Here is an 18383-nt window from a genome sequence, read left to right as displayed (position 1 = left end):
GCTGATTTTGTATGAACCAAATTTTCCTAAAAACCGAAAAAATCCGTTTTGCACATGTTGATTATGCTGGTATTGTATTTTACCCAAGGTTTCTTGAAATGCTCAATGCCTTAGTCGAAGATTGGTTCGAAGAAGAACTCGAAAGACCGTTTTACGAAATGCACGAAACCAACGGCATCCCGACTGTTGATCTGAAGGTACAATTCAAAAACCCAGCGCGCTTGGGCCAAGTGATTATGAAAAAACTCTGGGTGATCCACATCGGGTTTGCTTCTGTTTTGTGCGGATTCGAATTCATAGACGAAACTGGAAAACCCATATTATCAGGAGAAGTTACTTTAGTCAATGTGGCTTTTAATAAAGACCGAAATGATATCAAAGCCGAACCTTTTAACGAGGAAATGAAAGCCAAACTCACTAAATTTACCATCGGATAAATATCCATCAACCAACAGCCAACAACCATGGAGTTTCCAAAATTTAAAGCCGCCACGGTACAGACTTCACCAGTTTTCCTCGATGTAGACAAAACGATCGACAAAGCCATTTCTTTTATCAAAGAAGCCAGCAGCAACGGCGCACAACTCATTGCTTTTCCCGAAGTTTTTATCGCGGGTTATCCGTATTGGAACTGGATCATGACGCCGGTCCAGGGCAGCAAATGGTACGAACTGCTTTATAAAAATTCAGTTAGTGTGCCCAGTGTCGAAATCGATAGAATCTGTAACGCAGCCAAAGAGCACAACATTCATATTGTCATCGGAATCAACGAACGCGGTGACAGCTACGGAGAAATCTACAATACCAATCTCATCATCGACAACCAAGGAAACCTGATTGGGAAACACCGAAAACTAGTTCCAACCTGGGCTGAAAAACTCACCTGGACTTCGGGCGACGGCTCGTCATTAAAAGTATACAAAACCGAAATCGGCCCGATTGGTACTTTGGCTTGCGGGGAAAACACCAATACTTTAGCGCGTTTTACTTTGTTGTCGCAAGGCGAATTGATCCACATCGCCAATTATATTTCACTTCCCGTAGCGCCTCCAGATTACAACATGGCTGAGGCGATTAAAATTCGAGCAGCCGCGCATTCGTTTGAAGGGAAACTCTTTACGATTGTTTCTTGCTCGACCATTTCAAAAGAAATTATGGAAATCCTGAAAGCAGATGTGCCCGATGCCGACGTACTTTTAACGCGTAAAAATTCGGCTTTTTCAGGATTCATCGGCCCGAACGGCGCTGTCATCGGCGAACCACTAATTGACGACGAAGGCATCGTTTACGCAGAAATCGATTTGGAAAAATGCATCCAACCTAAACAAATGCACGACATTCTGGGGCATTACAACCGTTTCGATATTTTCGACTTGCGGGTCAATACGGCTCCAACACGAAAGATTACATTCATTGACAATCACGAAGAATTTAATAAAAAGGGATAACACAGATTTCACAAATGATCACAGATTTTTTAATCCGTGAAAATTAGTGACCCGAGGCTTCAGCCGAACTGACAAAGTAAATTAGTGTTCAAAATCATTTCAAACCAGCTATGGAAACAAAACATTCCGACGACGTTATAGGCCGCGCCCGAGTTCAAGACACACCTGAGCTCGAAGCCTATTATAAAGAACTCGAAGCCCTCGGTGCCGGGGCGCTCTGGACCGTGGCCAACGATATCGAACCTTGGGAACCTCGCTCCTCTTCTGTTCCGATGTTATGGAAATACGAAGACCTGCGCGAGTTGGTGCTCAAATCGTCCGAACTCGTTACGCCAGAACAAGCAGGCCGCCGCGTGGTTTATTTAGTGAATGACAAACGCAAAGATGTCAGCGCCGCTGTAGGTTGGTTGTACACCGGAATCCAAGTGACGCGCCCCGGGGAAAGCACTTCAGCGCACCGTCATAAAGCCTCAGCCCTACGCTTTATCATGGAAGGCGCTAAAGGTTACACGGTAGTCGATGGTAATAAAATCATGCTCGAGGTCAACGACTTTGTAATCACGCCGAATTCCGCATGGCACGAACACGGTGTTGAAGCCGACGGCCAAACCTGCATCTGGCAAGACGGACTAGACATTCCACTGGTGAATGCTTTGGAAGCCAATGATTACGCAGTTTACGACGGACCGCAACCGTTAATAGCTCCGGTGAATCATTTGCCGATGACTTTTAGCGCTGCCGGTTTGGTTTCGCCTGATTTGGTTTGGGACAAGCCTTATTCGCCACTGTTCAAATACTCTTGGAAACTCGTTTATCCTGCCCTATTGCAAGCTGCGATTGTCAATGAAGGCTCGCCTTACGACGGCATCATCATGCAGTACACCAATCCGCTGACTGGTGGCCACGTGATGCAGACCATGGGCGCGTCGATGCAATTGTTGCGCGCGGGCGAACATACGAAAGCTCATAAACACACCGGTTCGTTCGTTTACCAATGCGCGAAAGGCAAAGGTTATTCGGTGATTAACGGGAAACGCTTCGACTGGAAAGAGCGCGACATATTCTGCGTTCCGTCTTGGGCTTGGCACGAACACGTGAATTTATCCGATACCGAAGATGCCTGCCTGTTCTCGTTCAACGATTTGCCTACCATTGAAAAGTTGGGCTTGTATCAGGAAAAAGCCTACGAAGAAAATAACGGTTATCAGATTTTGGTTTAGAAGCTGATTCCCGCTTTACACTCTATCTTTTCCCGCTGAAAAAGCGGCAAAAGGATGCCGTTTCAATCGGGGCTAGAAACTTGAATCAATAAAGCGTCTGGTCAATGGATTGAAAACCGATGAGATATGGAAACTAGAAACAAGAGTCAAGATTAGAAGAACTTCAATCATAAAATTTAAATATAACCAGCCTTTCTGTCAAAACTCAGGCACTAAGGCACTCAGGCACTCAGCAACTCAAAAAGAAATGAAATTACTCACCTATCAAACCCAGAACTCCGAACCACGCCTCGGATTTATACATGAAAACCAAGTGATTGACATGGCCAATTTCGGCGATGTGATGCAATACAAACTGCCCAGCACCCTACTCGGTTTTATCGACATGGGCGAACACATTGTAGCCGAAGTCAACTCGCTGATGCAAAAATGCGATCCAGCAGACTTAATTGACATCTCGTTTTCTATGAACGAAATAACGATTCTCGCCCCGATTCCGAAACCGCGCAAGAACATCATCGGCATCGGACTCAACTTTACCGAACACGTAGCCGAAAGCGCTAGAACTTTAGACACGTCCAAAGAGCTGCCGCAACAACCCATCATTTTCTCCAAACCGCCTACAGCTGTTACTGGAACCAATACAGAAATCCTTTTGAACCCAAAACTCACCCAACAACTCGATTGGGAAGTTGAACTCGCCGTGGTCATCGGCAAACCGGGCAAATATGTCAAAAAAGAAAATGCGCTCGATTATGTTTTTGGCTACACGGTCATCAACGACATTTCTGCGCGCGATTGCCGCCGTGCCGGCCAATGGATTGTGTCGAAAGGACAAGACACTTTTGCGCCGATGGGGCCGATTCTCGTGACCAAAGACGAAATTCCCAATCCGCACAATTTGAATTTGTCACTTAAAGTAAACGGTGTGGAAAAACAAAACGCCAATACCAAATACATGCTGTTCAACGTCAACGAACTGATTGAAGATTTAAGTACCGTTTTCACGATTGAACCCGGTGACATTATCGCTACCGGAACACCGGCTGGTGTTGGCGCAGGCAGAAGCCCGCAAGAATGGCTCTGGAACGGCGACGTCGTGGAAGCTACCGTAGAAGGTATTGGAACCATCGTCAATACGGTGAAAGAAATTAATGTTTAACCTGAAGTAATTGCAGCCTCTGGTTCGCGTGAGCGGTTGCAGCGGAAATCCCGCAGCGAGGCACGAGCGAGGAATTGCAGCGGAAAACGCGACAGCGGTGCAGCGCAGCGGAGCCGGTGGCACGCCCTAAGAGAATAACTGATAATTAATAGTGAATAATGAGAACATATAGAATCGGCCAGATTGTGCCTTCGTCTAACGTGACGATGGAAACTGAGATACCAGCGGTTTTTCGTGCGCGGGAGACAATATTGCCAGAGCGTTTTACTTTCCATTCAAGCCGGATGCGCATGAAAAAGGTCACTAAGGAAGAACTCGAAGCCATGGATGCGATGAGCCTAAAATGCGCACAAGAACTCTCTGATGCACACGTAGATGTGATGGGTTACGCTTGTTTGGTAGCCATTATGAGCATGGGCCGCGGCTACCATTGCGTGTCTGAAGTGAACTTGCACCAAGAAACGGTGGCCAATGGTTTTCCGACACCGATTGTAACGAGTGCCGGCGCTTTAATCAATGGCTTGAAAGTGCTGGGCGCGAAAAAAGTGGCAGTGATTACGCCATATATGAGACCGCTGACCGATTTGGTGGTTGATTATATAGAGCATCAAGGTTTTGAAGTCGTCGATTCGATTGCTTTGGAAATTCCGGACAATTTGGAAGTGGCTGCGCAAGACCCGATGAACTTACTTGAAATTTATAAGCGATTGGATTTAAAAAACGTTGATGTGCTTGTGGCTTCGGCTTGCGTACAAATGCCATCATTGCCCGCGATTGATTTGATCCAGAAAGAAATTGGAATTCCGGTAACCTCGGCAGCCGTTTGTACTACTTATGAAATGATGAAGAAATTGGGCATCGACGCAAAGTCTGGAATTGGCGGTGAATTGCTGAGTGGAAAATATTAATCGATTCGATTTTTTCGTAAATTAGGCCTTCTTAAAAAAAAACTAAACAACAATTACTATGAAAAGAAATGCAACTGCCGTATGGAATGGCACCGGAAAAGAAGGCAAAGGTCATCTGACTACCCAAAGCACGGTTCTCGATAAGACACAATATTCGTTTGGTTCTCGATTTGAAAATGGCGTCGGGACCAACCCCGAAGAACTCATTGCTGCCGCACACTCAGGTTGTTTCACGATGAAACTAAGCTTCAATTTAAGCGGCGCGGGTTATACTCCTGAAGAATTACAAACCAAATGTGAGATCACTTTTGAAGACGGAAAAATTACTCGTTCTCACCTGACTTTGAGTGCCAAAGTTCCCAACATTGGTGAACAGGAATTTGCCGATTTGGTCAAAGATGCCGAGAAAAACTGTCCGATTTCACAACTGCTCAACACAGAAATTTCGGTAGATTACCAGTTGAACTAATATACTAACTAAGCACTCCGGTGCTTTTTTTTTAAACCCCTATCTCATGCTAATACACTATAAAATGAAAGCACATCTGTTTGAAATATCCATAAGTGCTCCGGCAGAAAAAGTCTGGCAAACCTTGTGGGATGAAGGCTCATATATGCAATGGACAAGTGCTTTTCATGTAGGCTCATACGCCAAATCAGATTGGAAGAAAAACAGTCGAATTCATTTTCTGGGCCCAGACGGCAACGGTATGTATAGCGAAATTGTAAAGCTAGAGCGCAATAAAATGATGGTGTTCCAACATTTGGGGGAAGTTAAAAACCATCAAGAGCAGCCACAAGAAGAAAGCCCGGCGTGGTCTGGCACGACTGAAAGTTACACTTTGGAAGAAGTTGAAGGACAAATCAAACTTTCGGTAAGTGTTGATTTTCCGAACGAAATGGCAGACTATTTCAATGAGGCTTTTCCTAAAGCTTTAGCGATTGTGAAAGAGCTTTCAGAAAAAAATTACATCACCGTGATGACCGCTGTAAATGCAGACATGAACAAGGTTTGGGACTATTGGATTGACCCGAAACACATCGTTAATTGGAATAACGCTTCAGAGGATTGGCACACGCCTAAAGCGACCAATCATGTGAAAGTTGGCGCGCATTTCAGTTATACGATGGCTGCCAAAGATGGCAGTTCGAGTTTTGATTTTGAAGGGACTTACATCGAAGTAAAGCCCCACGAAAAATTGAGTTATGCCATCATCGGCGGACGCAAAGTATTTATCCTCTTTGCTCCTATTGACGGGCAAATTCGAATTGTAGAAACCTTTGAAGCCGAGAACCAGCATCCACTTGAAATGCAGCAATCCGGTTGGCAAAGCATCTTAGACAATTTCAAAAAATATGTAGAGAATAATTGATTGCCTCAATCATTTAAAATAAAAGCTTCCGTTTTGTGGAAGCTTTTTTTGTTTATCGTTTGAGTGAAAAATGCGCTTTGAAATTTTTTGATTGCCCGTTTTCCTGATAATCTACGCTGAACCAATAGTCGTCAGCCGGTAGCGGATTGCCGTTGTAGGTTCCATCCCAACCTTTGCCGCTCGGGAAAATTTCTTTGAGCAGTTTTCCATATCGGTCGAAAATGAAAATTCTTGAACTCAATTGCTGATTCAATCCGTTGATGTTCCAAGTATCATTGTAAGTGTCATCGTTCGGAGTAAAGAACTTAGGATAATTAATTACCAAAACGTCACGAGTTAAAGGACTAGAGCAACCGTTAGCATCTACTACTTTAATCACATGTGTACCGGCTGGAACATTCTGAAATACGTTGCTTTGCTGTAATGGTCCATAATCCAATTGGTACAAATAATTTCCGGGATCTGTTGCCAATACAGTAATGACTTGGTTCTCGTCGAAATAATTCGTCACTATACCGTCAATAGCCACTAAAGTATATTGGTTGATGGTTACATTCATCGTCTGCGCAATAGCACATTCTCCTAAATCTGGCGTGAAGAGATAAGCACCACTGTTGAGATTGTCTATTGTTGCCGGAGACCAACTACCTGTAATATTATTAGGGGAAACTGTTGGTAATGCGGGAACTAAACTTCCGGTACAGAACGCCAAATCTGGAAATCCTGGTGAAATAGGTTCAGTGACAGTAACATATATTGTTTGTCGTGTAGCGCATTCGGTGGCCTCATCAGGTACAAATTCATAAGGAAAATTACCACTAACCGTATTGTCTATAACTGATGGATTCCAAACTCCAGTAATGCCATTAGGCGAAGTCAGATTCAAAACAGGCGGTGTACTGTTCTTGCAAAAAGCTGGTATCGTTGCAAAATCAGGAACGGTTCGGGGAATAATCGAAACGCTCAAGGTTTGCGATAAGGCACATTGGCCGGACGTAGGTGTAAACAAATAATTTCCTGTTAGTGTATTGCTAATGATAGCCGGATTCCAAGTACCTTCTACTCCATTGGGGGAAGTCGTGCTTAAAATCGGAGCTGTTTTTCCGTCACAAATAGGAGCAATTGAGGCAAAATTCGGCGTAATCACCGGAACTACGGTAATAGGTAATTGAGTTAAAGTTGTCGAGACACACTGTCCGGCTGATGGATTGAAAGTATAAAAAGTGGTTCCTAGTGTTGCAGTACTTACCGTTGGCGGATTCCAAGTTCCAGAAATCGGCGGTACATTATCCGAAGAATTGGGCAATACCGGTGGCGTGTCTCCTTGACATTGAGGAGTTATTCCAGCAAATAATGGCACTTCCCTACGATTAACCGTAATAGTTAATATAGTAGGATTGGCACATAAGCCTGTAGTCGGTGTGAAAGTATATTGTGTAGTGGCAGTATTGTTTAATGCCGGAGACCATGTTCCGGTGATGCCATTAGTTGAAGTTGTCGGCAGCGGGCTAATCGCGTTTCCTTCACAAATTGCAGCAACGGGATTAAAAGTTGGAGTGACATTCGGATTGACATTTATAATTCTTGTTACATCAGCAGGGCCACAACCTCCAGTTCCTGCTACAGTATATTTAATGGTCGCTTGACCAACAGCCAAACCGGTAATAACACCAGAAGTTGGATGCACTGAAGCGATATTCGGCTGAAGAGAAGACCAAGATCCGCCGGTAACTGTTGGGGTATAAACCGTGGTCGAGCCTTGACAAATATTCTGTCCACCGCTCAAAGTTCCTGGATTTGGTGCAGCGGTAACGGTTACGTTTCTGGTAGCTGGCGCACTAGCAGGACAACCTCCGGTACCATTGACAATATAGCTCACTGTAGCCACTCCGGCAGCAACACCGACAATGTTCCCTGTGCTGGATATGGTAGCAATTCCGGTAGGGCTAATACTCCATGTTCCTCCGGCTTCAGTGGATTGAAAGGTAGTGGTTCCTGCGACACAAATGGCTTGAACACCACTTAACATCCCGGCGCTTGGAATAGCTGAAACTGTGACCACTTTGTCTACAAAAACATTTGCGCAACCACCGGTTCCTGATATGGTGTAACGAATAGTGGCCTGTCCGGCCGCTAAGGCGGTAACCAAACCTGATGTCGCATTTACGCTGGCGATTGTCGGTTGCAGACTAGACCAAGTTCCTCCAGAAATTGAAGGGATGAATGTAGTGGTATCAGCTACGCAAATTGCTGTATTTCCTCCGCTTAATGTTCCTGCAACTGGAGGCGCTGACACATTAATCAAGATTTGAGCATCAACTGGCAAACAACCTCCGGTTCCGGATACTGTATATTTTATAATCACGTTGGTTCCAGCACTGACCCCAGTGACCACTCCGGTAGACGGATTGACCGTTGCAACAGCAGTGTTGGTAGAACTCCACGTTCCACCACTAGTTGTTGAACTGAGTGTTGCCGTGCCGCCTACACAAATATTCGCTCCCGGATTGGCACTCAAAGTTCCAGGGTTGGGTGGATTGACAACTGTAATGGTTTGAGTAAACGGATCAGCACAAGGAAACAAAATCGGATCCGGAGTAAAGTCATAATTACCTCCAGTAGTATTACTGATTATGGCAGGTGACCAAGTACCCGTAATACCGTTGTTGGATGTTGCTGGAAGTGCCGGAGCTGTTGAACCTTGGCAAATAGAAGTCGGAAGTGTAAAGGTAGGAGTTGTTGTACTAGCACAATTCGTACAAGTGTTGCTCATCGGAAATTGAGATGCTATACAAGGATATCCCACCGCAGATAGAATAGTCATCGTAGCACTTTGACCTGGCAATACACCAAATATTTCTAGTGATGACGCCGTGGTGCTTCCCGTTACTGCAGGCCCTCCATTAATCGAATAAGTATAGTTATAAGTTGCATTTCCGCCAGCTAAATTGTTCCAGTCCATTAAGATGGAAGTCGGGGGATTGGTCGTAATTCGGGTATTATCACAGAACATTGATATTGTTCCGGTAAGTGAGTTTACAAATACATTCAACCGAACTCGAGGGCTTTCACAAGTCCCAATCGTTTGGCTCACCCAATAAGAATTTAAGGCATCTGTTGCTGTTGATGGTGTCGGTGCGGTGGGGAAGGCAGTGCCTCCAGAGGCTACATTATACCAGTTTAAGGTAGCGCCAGGTAAAGCAGTGGCAGTTACTGGTGTAGCTACGCTTCCGTTACAGAGGTAAACCGGAGTAACAACCGTAGGCGCCGGTGTCGAACTACTTGTAGCAATGGTCACTACAACAGGGCGAATCACCGAGCAAGAGCCTAAAGTACTTTTAATATAGTAAGTGCCACTGGTGGCAATCGCTTGGGCTTGAGCCAACGTTAGCGGACTGGACGTAGCCGCAGCATCTGCCCAATAAGATAAAGTCGTTCCTGAAGTACTTGTGGCGGTCACTGCTGGAGCCGTAATATCAACTGTTCCGGGCGCACAAATAGAATTAGGATTGGTAATATTGAGTACAATATTATTGGGAGTAACATTGATGGTAATCGACTTAGGAGGCAACACACAAGTATTTGTTCTTGAGAAAGTAATATCGTCTAAGGCAAAGTCATTTCCGTTAGAATTGATATTGCGATTATAAAAACAGATCTCAGCGGTAGTACTGGCACCTGCATTCCAGTTGTAAGATTGTTGTCCCCAACTGCAAGTCGTGGAAGGCGCAAGCGATGTTCCCATAGACACGCCATTGATGGTGACCTCAATATTCGCCGGATTGGGCAAAGCCAAGGTTTGAACCCAATAACGAATCGCATAATTCTGACCAGCAGTTACTGGTACGGTCTGACACCAAACTTTATCATTATTTGTAGTCGATCCATCTACCACAAGCATTCTTCCAGTTCCAGTAGTATGGTCGTTACACGCGGCAAAACCAACTTCCCATGTATTCGCATTAGTGACTACTCCGTAAGCCTTTTGGGCATTGGTTGGATTACTAGGATTGTAATAGTTATAATCACTTGTAAAACCTACGTTTCCAAGAAAAAAATCACCATTGTAAATTAAATTATCGGGCGTTGTAGTTGTAGAATTAATCGTGTAAGTCGCCGTGCCTGTTGGGCTTACTGTTGGATTCGCTCCAGTTGGAACAGTTTCTGTACTTGGGTTTACACTCCATGTGTAAGTACCGCCGCCAGTTGCCGTAAGTGTTGTTGAACCGCCGGCACAAATAGTAGTCGCAGCTGCCGTTAAATTCAATCCAGTCGGAACCGCCAAAGAAATACCAGTTTGTTGCGAAGTTGCGCCTGCACTGTCAGTAACCAATAGCGTATAAGGTCCAGGAGCTGTCAACCCAGTAAATTGTCCGGTGGCATTAGTCACTGATGGGATTGGTCCGGATAAAGTATAACTCACATACGGTGGAGTTCCGCCCCGACCGTAACCAAAAATTGTAGCATCAGTAGTATTAACGCAGGTTTGATTAGTGATAGAATAAGTTAATGACAAAGGTGATGGTGCTGCTGTAAATGAAATATCATCCAATGCAAAGTCATTTCCTGCACTCGAAGTTTGCCGGTCAAAGAGCCAAATCTGAGCAAATCCTGAATTGGCTACCCAAGTGTAAGTTACTTGAGTCCAACCACAAAGCGCCACCGGACAAATACTGCTTCCAGTGGTTGGAAGAATATCTACATTATTGATTTTAACTTGAATATCTGCCGAATTAGCCACAGTATTAGTGGTCGAAATCGATTGTATCCAATAGCTGAATGTGTATGTTGTTCCAACAGTAACGGGAATTCCACCGCCACCTCCGGTCGAAGTTAAAGCTTCCCAGACTTTATCACTGTTAGGCCCAGAATTAGCACCATCGACCACCATCATTTTATTACCGACAGCAGTATGATCGATACAAGCATTGTTGAAATTGGCATTGATAGTGCCCGGAGCACTAACAATTGCATAGTTTCTCGGCCCGCTGTTAGAGCTCACTAAAAAATAGTTGGTCTGAAAACCTACTCCAGCTCCACCGCTCTCAAAATCACCATTTGTAATTAAATTTTGAGAATAACCCACAAGGGTTACAAAAACGGCAACAAATAAATATAGAGACTTGGTAATCTTTTGAATCATTTTCAGGTTCTTTAAAATCAGATAATAAACGCGGTACAAGATAATAAATATTGCCAAAATCAAAGGCTATAAAACCTAAAAAAACAAAATTATAGAATACAAAAAAGAGCACTCAAAATCAGGTGCTCTTTTCAAGAATTAACAAGGTATATCTTAATACTTTAGCAATTTCAACAATGCTATTTCAAAACGTTCTTTGGGTAAATATTGCTCCTCAAGTGCTTTCGTAAATGGAATCGGACTATCCAAACTCGCCACTCGTTTCACCGGACCGTCGAGGAATTCAAAGCAATCTTCCATAATCATTGCCGAAATATCGCTGGCCACACCACCAAAAAGACTATCTTCTTGAACAATAATCGCCTTGTTGGTTTTCTTAACTGACGCATAAATGGTCTCTTTATCTAATGGTTGCAAACTTCTCAAATCAATCAAATCTGCAGAAATATCAGGGTTTTTATCTAATGTTTCCAGCGCCCAGTGAACGGCCGCGCCAAATGCAATAATCGTGATGTCGTTACCTTCGCGAAGCGTTGCTGCCTTTCCGAATGGCAAGGTATAATAATCTTTTGGAACGTCTTGATAAACACTTCTGTAAAGCAATTTGTGTTCAAAAAACAAAACCGGATTCGGGTCATTGATTGCGGTTGCCAAAAGCCCTTTCGCATCGTAAGGAAATGCCGGATAAACCACCTTCAAACCGGGCGTTTTAGTAAACCAAGCTTCGTTAGTTTGCGAATGGAACGGACCAGCTTGAGTTCCGCCACCGCAAGGCATTCTGACCACAACATCAGCTTTTTCCTGCCAACGGTAATGGACTTTCGCTAAATAATTCACAATCGGATTAAATCCTGTGGAAACGAAATCTGCGAATTGCATTTCTACAATCGCTTTATAACCATTAATAGACAAACCCATACCTGCGGAAACTACAGCGCTTTCACAAATCGGTGTATTAATGACGCGGTGTTTTCCAAATTCAGCGACAAAGCCATCGGTAATTTTGAAAGCGCCACCATATTCTGCAATATCTTGCCCCATAATCACCAAATTGTCATGACGCTGGAACGACTGTCTTAAACTTTGGGAAATGGCATCTATAAATCTAATGTTTTCAGTTTCATCAGTCGGCTTAATTTCTTCAAAATCATACGGCTTATATACATCATTCAATTCCTCTTCATAATCAGCCTCAATATCAGCCTCTGAATTGGCAATCATCAAATGATCATCAATTTCTTTCTTGATTTCGTTGCGCCATTCCTCATCTTGCGCGCTAGTCATAACGTTCTGCTTAATCAGGTAACGACGATAGGTTTCCACCGGATCTTTCTCCGCCCATAAATCCATCAATTCCTGGGGTACGTACTTGGTTCCGCTGGCTTCCTCATGACCGCGCATACGGAATGTTTTAAATTCCAACAGCACCGGACGCGGATTGGTTTTCATCGAGGCAACAATTTCTGAAAGTTCAATGTAAACTTCTAAGATGTTATTTCCGTCGATGATGTGGCTCTCCATGCCATAGCCAATTCCTTTATCAGCCAGATTTTCACAGCGATACTGCTCGTTGGTTGGAGTAGACAATCCGTAACCATTGTTTTCGATTACGAACAAAACCGGCAAATCCCATACTGAAGCAATGTTCAAGGCTTCGTGAAAATCACCTTCACTAGTAGCGCCTTCACCTGTAAAAACGGCCGTTACTTTACCATTTTTCTTGAGTTTGTTGGCTAAGGCAATTCCGTCGGCAACACCCAATTGCGGTCCTAGGTGCGATATCATTCCAATAATCTTGTACTCTTGAGTTCCAAAATGAAAACTGCGGTCGCGGCCTTTAGTAAAGCCACTCGCCTTGCCTTGCCACTGCGCAAACAAACGCGACAAAGGAATGTTTCTGCCGGTAAAAACACCTAAGTTACGGTGCATCGGCAGGATGTACTCATCGGGTTCTAAAACTGCGGTAACACCCACCGATATAGCTTCTTGCCCAATTCCGGAAAACCATTTGGACACTTTGCCCTGACGGATCAGGATTAGCATTTTTTCCTCAATGAGGCGGGGCTTGAGTAGTCTTTTGTATAAATCGAGTAATTGGTCGTCGCTTAAATGTTTTCTCTCAAAATTCATTATTGGTGATTGGGTGTTAAAACTGCTCAAAAGTATAAAAAAATTATAGGATGGTTTATAAATGCACCTTTTTTTTGAATTGTTGATAACTTTTAAAATTTTTTCATAAAATTATTATATACATTTGTTGCTATAAGGGTTCGCAGCCCTTTTAGTTATTAACAAAAAAATTTTAGTATGCAAAACATTCCTAGTGTGGACTTGCGTGATTTCCTTTCGGGTAACCCGGAACGTAAACAAAAATTTGTAAATGAAATCGGAAGTGCTTTTGAAGACATTGGCTTTGTGGCACTTAAAGGTCATTTTCTCGATGACCAATTGGTAGAGGAATTGTATGGCGAGATCAGAAAGTTCTTCGCCCTGCCTTTAGAAACCAAATACAGTTACGAAATTCCCGGCATTGGCGGGCAACGCGGTTATGTGTCTTTTGGTAAAGAACACGCCAAAGGAAAGAAAGAAGGCGATTTAAAGGAATTCTGGCACTTCGGTCAGTATGTAGACAAAGATTCCAAATACGCATCTGAATATCCGGATAATGTGGAAGTAAAAGAGCTTCCTCGTTTTAACACTGCCGGAAAAGAAGCCTACAAAATGCTCGAAAAAACAGGAATTTATGTTTTAAGAGCGCTGGCTTTACACTTAGGTTTGGACGAATTCTACTTCGATCAATACGGTTACAACGGAAACTCTATCTTGAGACCGATCCATTACCCGCCGATTACTTCCGAGCCGGAAAATGCCATTCGTGCTGCTGCTCACGGCGACATCAACTTGATTACCTTATTGATGGGCGCGCAAGGAAAAGGCTTGCAAGTACAAAACCACAACGGCGACTGGATTGACGCTATCGCAGAACCAGACGAATTGGTCATCAACGTAGGCGACATGCTTTCACGCCATACCAATAACAAATTGAAATCAACAATTCACCAAGTGGTCAATCCGCCTAGAGAATTGTGGGGCACTTCGAGATACTCGATTCCATTCTTCATGCACCCGATCAGTGAAATGCGTTTGGATTGCCTTGAAAACTGTATAGATGAAAAGAATCCTAAATTATACGAAGACATTACCGCTGGTGAATTCCTCAACGAGCGTCTGGTCGATTTAGGGCTAATCAAAAAATAGTATTTAACCCAATTTTTCCAATAGACAATTCCAAGTTCCGATTCCCGGGATTTGGAATTTGTTTTTTGAAATTCACGAACGATGGATTTACAAGACCAACTCAAAAACCTGTTTCCTGATCATATTCCATCTGATGAGCCGGAACCAACCGAAACAGACCACGAACTTTTTGTGCAGAAAGAACCCATGATTTGCAAGTTCGAAAAACGAAAAGGCAAACCGATTACGATTATCGAAGGTTACGCTGGCTCGGACGAAGATTTTAAAATTCTCGCCAAAGAACTCAAAACCAAACTCAGCGTAGGCGGCACTTTCAAAGACGATTCGATTATCATCCAAGGCGACTACCGCGACAAAATCATGGAAATCCTCAAAAACAAGGGCTTCAAAGTCAAAAGAGTCGGAGGCTGATTGTAAATTAATAATGAATAATTAATAATGAATAATTATTTGTTATGTTCGCATCCTCCATTATTAATTATTCATTATTCATTATTAATTATTAATTATTCATTACATCAAATGATTGCATCTTCAGAACTTATACTTAATCCCGACGGCAGCGTCTATCACCTGAACCTTAAACCCGAACACATTGCCCAAGACATCATTTTCGTCGGCGACCAGAACCGCGTAGAAAAAATCACGCAATTTTTTGACAGCATCGAATTCTCTACCCAAAAGCGCGAATTCAAAACCCAGACCGGCACATACAAAGGCAAACGCATGACGGTCATGTCTTCCGGAATCGGCCCAGACAACATCGATATCGTCATGAACGAACTCGACGCGTTAGTGAATATCGATTTGAACACCCGCGAGATCAAACCCAACCTAACTTCGCTGAATATTGTGCGCATCGGAACTTCCGGTTCTTTGCAGGCAGACATTCCTTGCGACAGTTTCGTGATGAGCCAATACGGATTGGGCCTCGACAACATGCTCCGCTCCTATTTAATTGACGACATTTCCGAGAAAAACCTCGAAGATGCCTTCATCCAGCAAACCAATTGGGACATGAAAAAAGGCCGTCCGTACGTCATCAAAGGCAGCGAAACTCTTGAAAAGCGAATTGAAAGCGACAAGATTTTCAAAGGTTTCACCGGAACCGCAGGCGGATTTTATGGCCCGCAAGGCCGCGTGTTGCGCTTGAACATTCAAGATCCGCAACTCAACAGCAAGATGGACAAGTTCGAATACAACGGCATGAAAATGACCAATCTCGAAATGGAAACCGGCGCCATTTACGGCCTCGGGAAACTGCTCGGACACCAGTGTTTGTCGCTCAACGCCATCATTGCCAACCGCGCTACAGGAACTTTCAGCGACGATCCATACAAAGCCGTCGATGCGTTGATTGCCTATACTTTAGATAAATTGGCTGAGTAATATTTTTAGAAGCTAATCCCGCTATCCGCTACTATCTTTCGCGCTGAACCCCAGCGCAAAAGGATAACCGCTATTATCGGGGCTAGGGCAACCGAACCATGAAACACAATCTTTTTACCTTAGAAACCGATCGGCTATTATTACGCCCAGTAGAAATAACCGATGCTCCGGCCATGTTCGCTATGGACCAAAACCCTAATGTGCACCAATATTTATGGAACCAACCGGTGCAGCACATCGACGAGATTCACCAAGTGATTGGTTATATTCATGAGCAATACCAGCGCAATAAAATTGGCCGGTTCGCCACCATTTTAAAAGAAACCGGAGCGTTTATTGGCTGGACCGGTATTAAATTCGTCGACGATCATACCGAAAATGGCAACACCAATTTCTACGACTATGGTTATCGATTGGCCGAAGAATATTGGGGCAAAGGTTATGCTTCCGAAGCTACCAAAGCATGGGTAGATTACGGATTTCAGCAATTAGAAATAGAAACATTGCACGCTTACACACACAGCGAGAACGAAGCATCTAACCGTATCCTGAACAAAACCGGTTTCCGGTTCATGGAAACTTATACCGAGCCCGATGGCGCAAAATGGAACTGGTGGAAAGCCGAAAAATCAGAACACTCCGGCTCTTCACCACAAATATTCTAACCAATGCAAACCATAAAAATCGCGGGCGTTCCCGAACATTTCAATCTTCCTTGGCATTTAGCTATCGAAAGCGGAAAATTCACCCAACAGCAAATCAACCTAGAATGGACCGACGTTCCCGAAGGCACCGGCAAACTTTGTCAAATGTTGCGCTCGGGCGAAGCCGACATCGCCGTGATTTTAACTGAAGGCATCGTCAAAGACATTTTGGCCGGCAATTCGTCAAAGATTATTCAAGTTTATGTGGAATCGCCTTTACTTTGGGGCATTCACGTGGCAGCAAATTCTCCTTATAAAAGTATCACCGACTTAGAAAATACAAAAGCGGCTATTTCCAGATTAGGCTCAGGTTCGCAATTGATGGCTTATGTTAATGCACATCAGCAAAACTGGGACACAAACGCATTGCAGTTCGAAATCGTCCATACCATTGACGGCGCAGTGAAAGCCTTAACCGAAGGAACTGCAGATTATTTCATGTGGGAACATTTCATGACCAAACCACTTGTCGACCAAGGCGTTTTCAGAAATCTGGGCGATTGCCCAACACCTTGGCCTTGTTTTGTGATCGCGGTGAGCGAAAAACTTTTGCAATCGCAACCCGAACTCATTCAAAAACTACTTAAGATTATCAATGAGGCTACTTCGGATTTCAAAACCATTTCTGGCATCGACGCAATTTTGGCAAACAGATACCACCAGAAAATAGATGACATCCAACAATGGCTATCGCTAACCGAATGGTCACAGCAACCCATTTCCGAAAGCGTGTTAAACAACGTACAAAATCAACTGCTCGAACTTCACTTAATAGATAAAAAAGGTACTTTTGCTCAAATTGTCAAAACGCTATAGTTTTAGGTTTTAGCTACTCATGATCCAAAAGACCGTTCACGCGATTCAGAAAGTCAAACAATCCCTGCAGGTCAAAAAACCTTGGGATAATGTGATTATTTTTGCGTTGAACATCTTGATTGCCATTCCTGTTTTTATCATCGCGCACCAAAACCTAATTGACCCAAATTGGTATTTTCAACTCGATCAAATTTTGTTGTTTGTGTTGATTCTGGCGGTCATTCAGCTTGTTTTGAGATTAATGCGAACAGTTATTATTGTGTGTATTGCTCTGTATTTAGTAGCACTTGTCATTGGCAGCGTATCGGGAAAATACGGTTTTAGAAGTGTGGCCGAAGATTATCAGTACATGATTTACGCCATGAACGAAAACCCCAACCCACAAGACATTATCATCTCGAAATTGCTACCCTTTCCGAACAAAACTAAAATCATTAATGCGGTAGAATTTGAAAACCCACACGTCAGGGATTTTGCACTCATGGCCACCACCAAAGATTTTAAAGGCATCCGCGGCTATTCCAACTACAGAACTATTATTCAGTGTTTTGCTGTATTCAAGGAAATCAATTCACGCTGGAATTACGTCAGCGACCCGAAAGGCAAAGATTACATAGCCAAAGCATCAGAATCTTTGCGCTACTTCTCTGGTGATTGCGACGACCATTCTATTTTAATGGCAGCTTGTGTGAAATCGATCGGAGGAACACCGCGGCTGATTCATACCGGCGGACATATTTATCCGGAAATACTAATCGGGTCAAAGGCAGATTTAGAAACCATCAACTACCTAATCAAAAAAGTACTATTTGTAAGCGAAAGTAAAGGCAACCAAATCCATTACCATCAGGACGAACGCGGTCAAATATGGCTCAACCTTGATTATACGGCCACTTATCCCGGCGGACCGTTTATGTCTGAAGAAATATTGGGCGCACTCACTTTTAATTGATTTTGCTATA

15 protein-coding genes are annotated in these 18383 nt (G+C 43.6%); 13 read left to right on the top strand and 2 right to left on the bottom strand.

Features of this window, described 5'->3' with window-relative positions; genetic code table 11:
• Positions 1–11 precede the first annotated feature (11 nt).
• The 7 genes from G4D82_RS06400 to G4D82_RS06370 all read left to right on the top strand — a co-directional run bounded on the left by G4D82_RS06400 (position 12) and on the right by G4D82_RS06370 (position 6111).
• Positions 12–437, top strand: a complete 426-nt coding sequence (locus G4D82_RS06400) for an acyl-CoA thioesterase (RefSeq protein WP_166335744.1) — start codon at positions 12–14, stop codon at positions 435–437.
• Positions 438–464: 27 nt separating this feature from the next.
• Positions 465–1448, top strand: a complete 984-nt coding sequence (locus tag G4D82_RS06395; RefSeq protein WP_166335742.1) for a carbon-nitrogen hydrolase family protein — start codon at positions 465–467, stop codon at positions 1446–1448.
• A gap of 110 nt (positions 1449–1558) precedes the next feature.
• Complete coding sequence (locus G4D82_RS06390; RefSeq protein WP_166335740.1) at positions 1559–2668, top strand: cupin domain-containing protein; 1110 nt, start codon at positions 1559–1561, stop codon at positions 2666–2668.
• A 247-nt stretch (positions 2669–2915) separates the two neighbouring features.
• Positions 2916–3830, top strand: a complete 915-nt coding sequence (locus G4D82_RS06385) for a fumarylacetoacetate hydrolase family protein (RefSeq protein WP_166335738.1) — start codon at positions 2916–2918, stop codon at positions 3828–3830.
• A gap of 158 nt (positions 3831–3988) precedes the next feature.
• Positions 3989–4738 carry a maleate cis-trans isomerase family protein gene (locus tag G4D82_RS06380; protein WP_317167562.1) on the top strand — a complete coding sequence of 250 codons (750 nt, stop codon included), beginning with the start codon at positions 3989–3991 and terminating at the stop codon, positions 4736–4738.
• 58 nt (positions 4739–4796) lie between these two features.
• Positions 4797–5207 (top strand): OsmC family protein, encoded by a 411-nt coding sequence (locus tag G4D82_RS06375; RefSeq protein ID WP_166335736.1) that lies wholly within the window; start codon positions 4797–4799, stop codon positions 5205–5207.
• Positions 5208–5271: 64 nt separating this feature from the next.
• Positions 5272–6111: an SRPBCC family protein gene (locus G4D82_RS06370; RefSeq protein ID WP_166335734.1), complete on the top strand. Its 840-nt coding sequence runs from the start codon at positions 5272–5274 to the stop codon at positions 6109–6111.
• 52 nt (positions 6112–6163) lie between these two features.
• Here the strand turns inward: G4D82_RS06370 and G4D82_RS06365 are convergent, their stop codons facing one another.
• Together G4D82_RS06365 and G4D82_RS06360 are read right to left on the bottom strand one after the other, a co-directional pair.
• On the bottom strand, positions 6164–11254 hold the full coding sequence (locus G4D82_RS06365) for a T9SS type B sorting domain-containing protein (protein WP_166335732.1): 5091 nt from the start codon (positions 11252–11254) through the stop codon (positions 6164–6166).
• Between the two features lie 153 nt (positions 11255–11407).
• The gene (locus G4D82_RS06360; protein ID WP_166335730.1) at positions 11408–13384 is read right to left on the bottom strand and encodes an alpha-ketoacid dehydrogenase subunit alpha/beta; all 1977 of its coding nucleotides are present in this window, start codon (positions 13382–13384) and stop codon (positions 11408–11410) included.
• A gap of 177 nt (positions 13385–13561) precedes the next feature.
• Between G4D82_RS06360 and G4D82_RS06355 the strand changes: the two genes are divergently transcribed.
• The 6 genes from G4D82_RS06355 to G4D82_RS06330 all read left to right on the top strand — a co-directional run bounded on the left by G4D82_RS06355 (position 13562) and on the right by G4D82_RS06330 (position 18373).
• A complete protein-coding gene (locus G4D82_RS06355; protein ID WP_166335728.1) occupies positions 13562–14512 on the top strand; it encodes an isopenicillin N synthase family dioxygenase in 951 nt (316 codons plus the stop codon).
• A gap of 81 nt (positions 14513–14593) precedes the next feature.
• Positions 14594–14923, top strand: a complete 330-nt coding sequence (locus G4D82_RS06350) for a translation initiation factor (protein ID WP_166335726.1) — start codon at positions 14594–14596, stop codon at positions 14921–14923.
• A gap of 111 nt (positions 14924–15034) precedes the next feature.
• Positions 15035–15901: a nucleoside phosphorylase gene (locus tag G4D82_RS06345; protein WP_166335724.1), complete on the top strand. Its 867-nt coding sequence runs from the start codon at positions 15035–15037 to the stop codon at positions 15899–15901.
• Between the two features lie 98 nt (positions 15902–15999).
• Complete coding sequence (locus tag G4D82_RS06340; protein ID WP_166335722.1) at positions 16000–16566, top strand: GNAT family N-acetyltransferase; 567 nt, start codon at positions 16000–16002, stop codon at positions 16564–16566.
• A 3-nt stretch (positions 16567–16569) separates the two neighbouring features.
• Positions 16570–17421 carry a substrate-binding domain-containing protein gene (locus G4D82_RS06335; RefSeq protein ID WP_166335720.1) on the top strand — a complete coding sequence of 284 codons (852 nt, stop codon included), beginning with the start codon at positions 16570–16572 and terminating at the stop codon, positions 17419–17421.
• A gap of 19 nt (positions 17422–17440) precedes the next feature.
• On the top strand, positions 17441–18373 hold the full coding sequence (locus G4D82_RS06330; RefSeq protein WP_166335717.1) for a transglutaminase: 933 nt from the start codon (positions 17441–17443) through the stop codon (positions 18371–18373).
• The last annotated feature ends 10 nt before the right edge of the window (positions 18374–18383 follow it).

The sequence above is a fragment of the Flavobacterium lotistagni genome, from assembly GCF_011392125.1.
Taxonomy (GTDB): Bacteria; Bacteroidota; Bacteroidia; order Flavobacteriales; family Flavobacteriaceae; genus Flavobacterium; species Flavobacterium lotistagni.
Note: the sequence above shows the minus strand (reverse complement) of the source record. Positions and strands in the feature narration are given on the sequence as shown.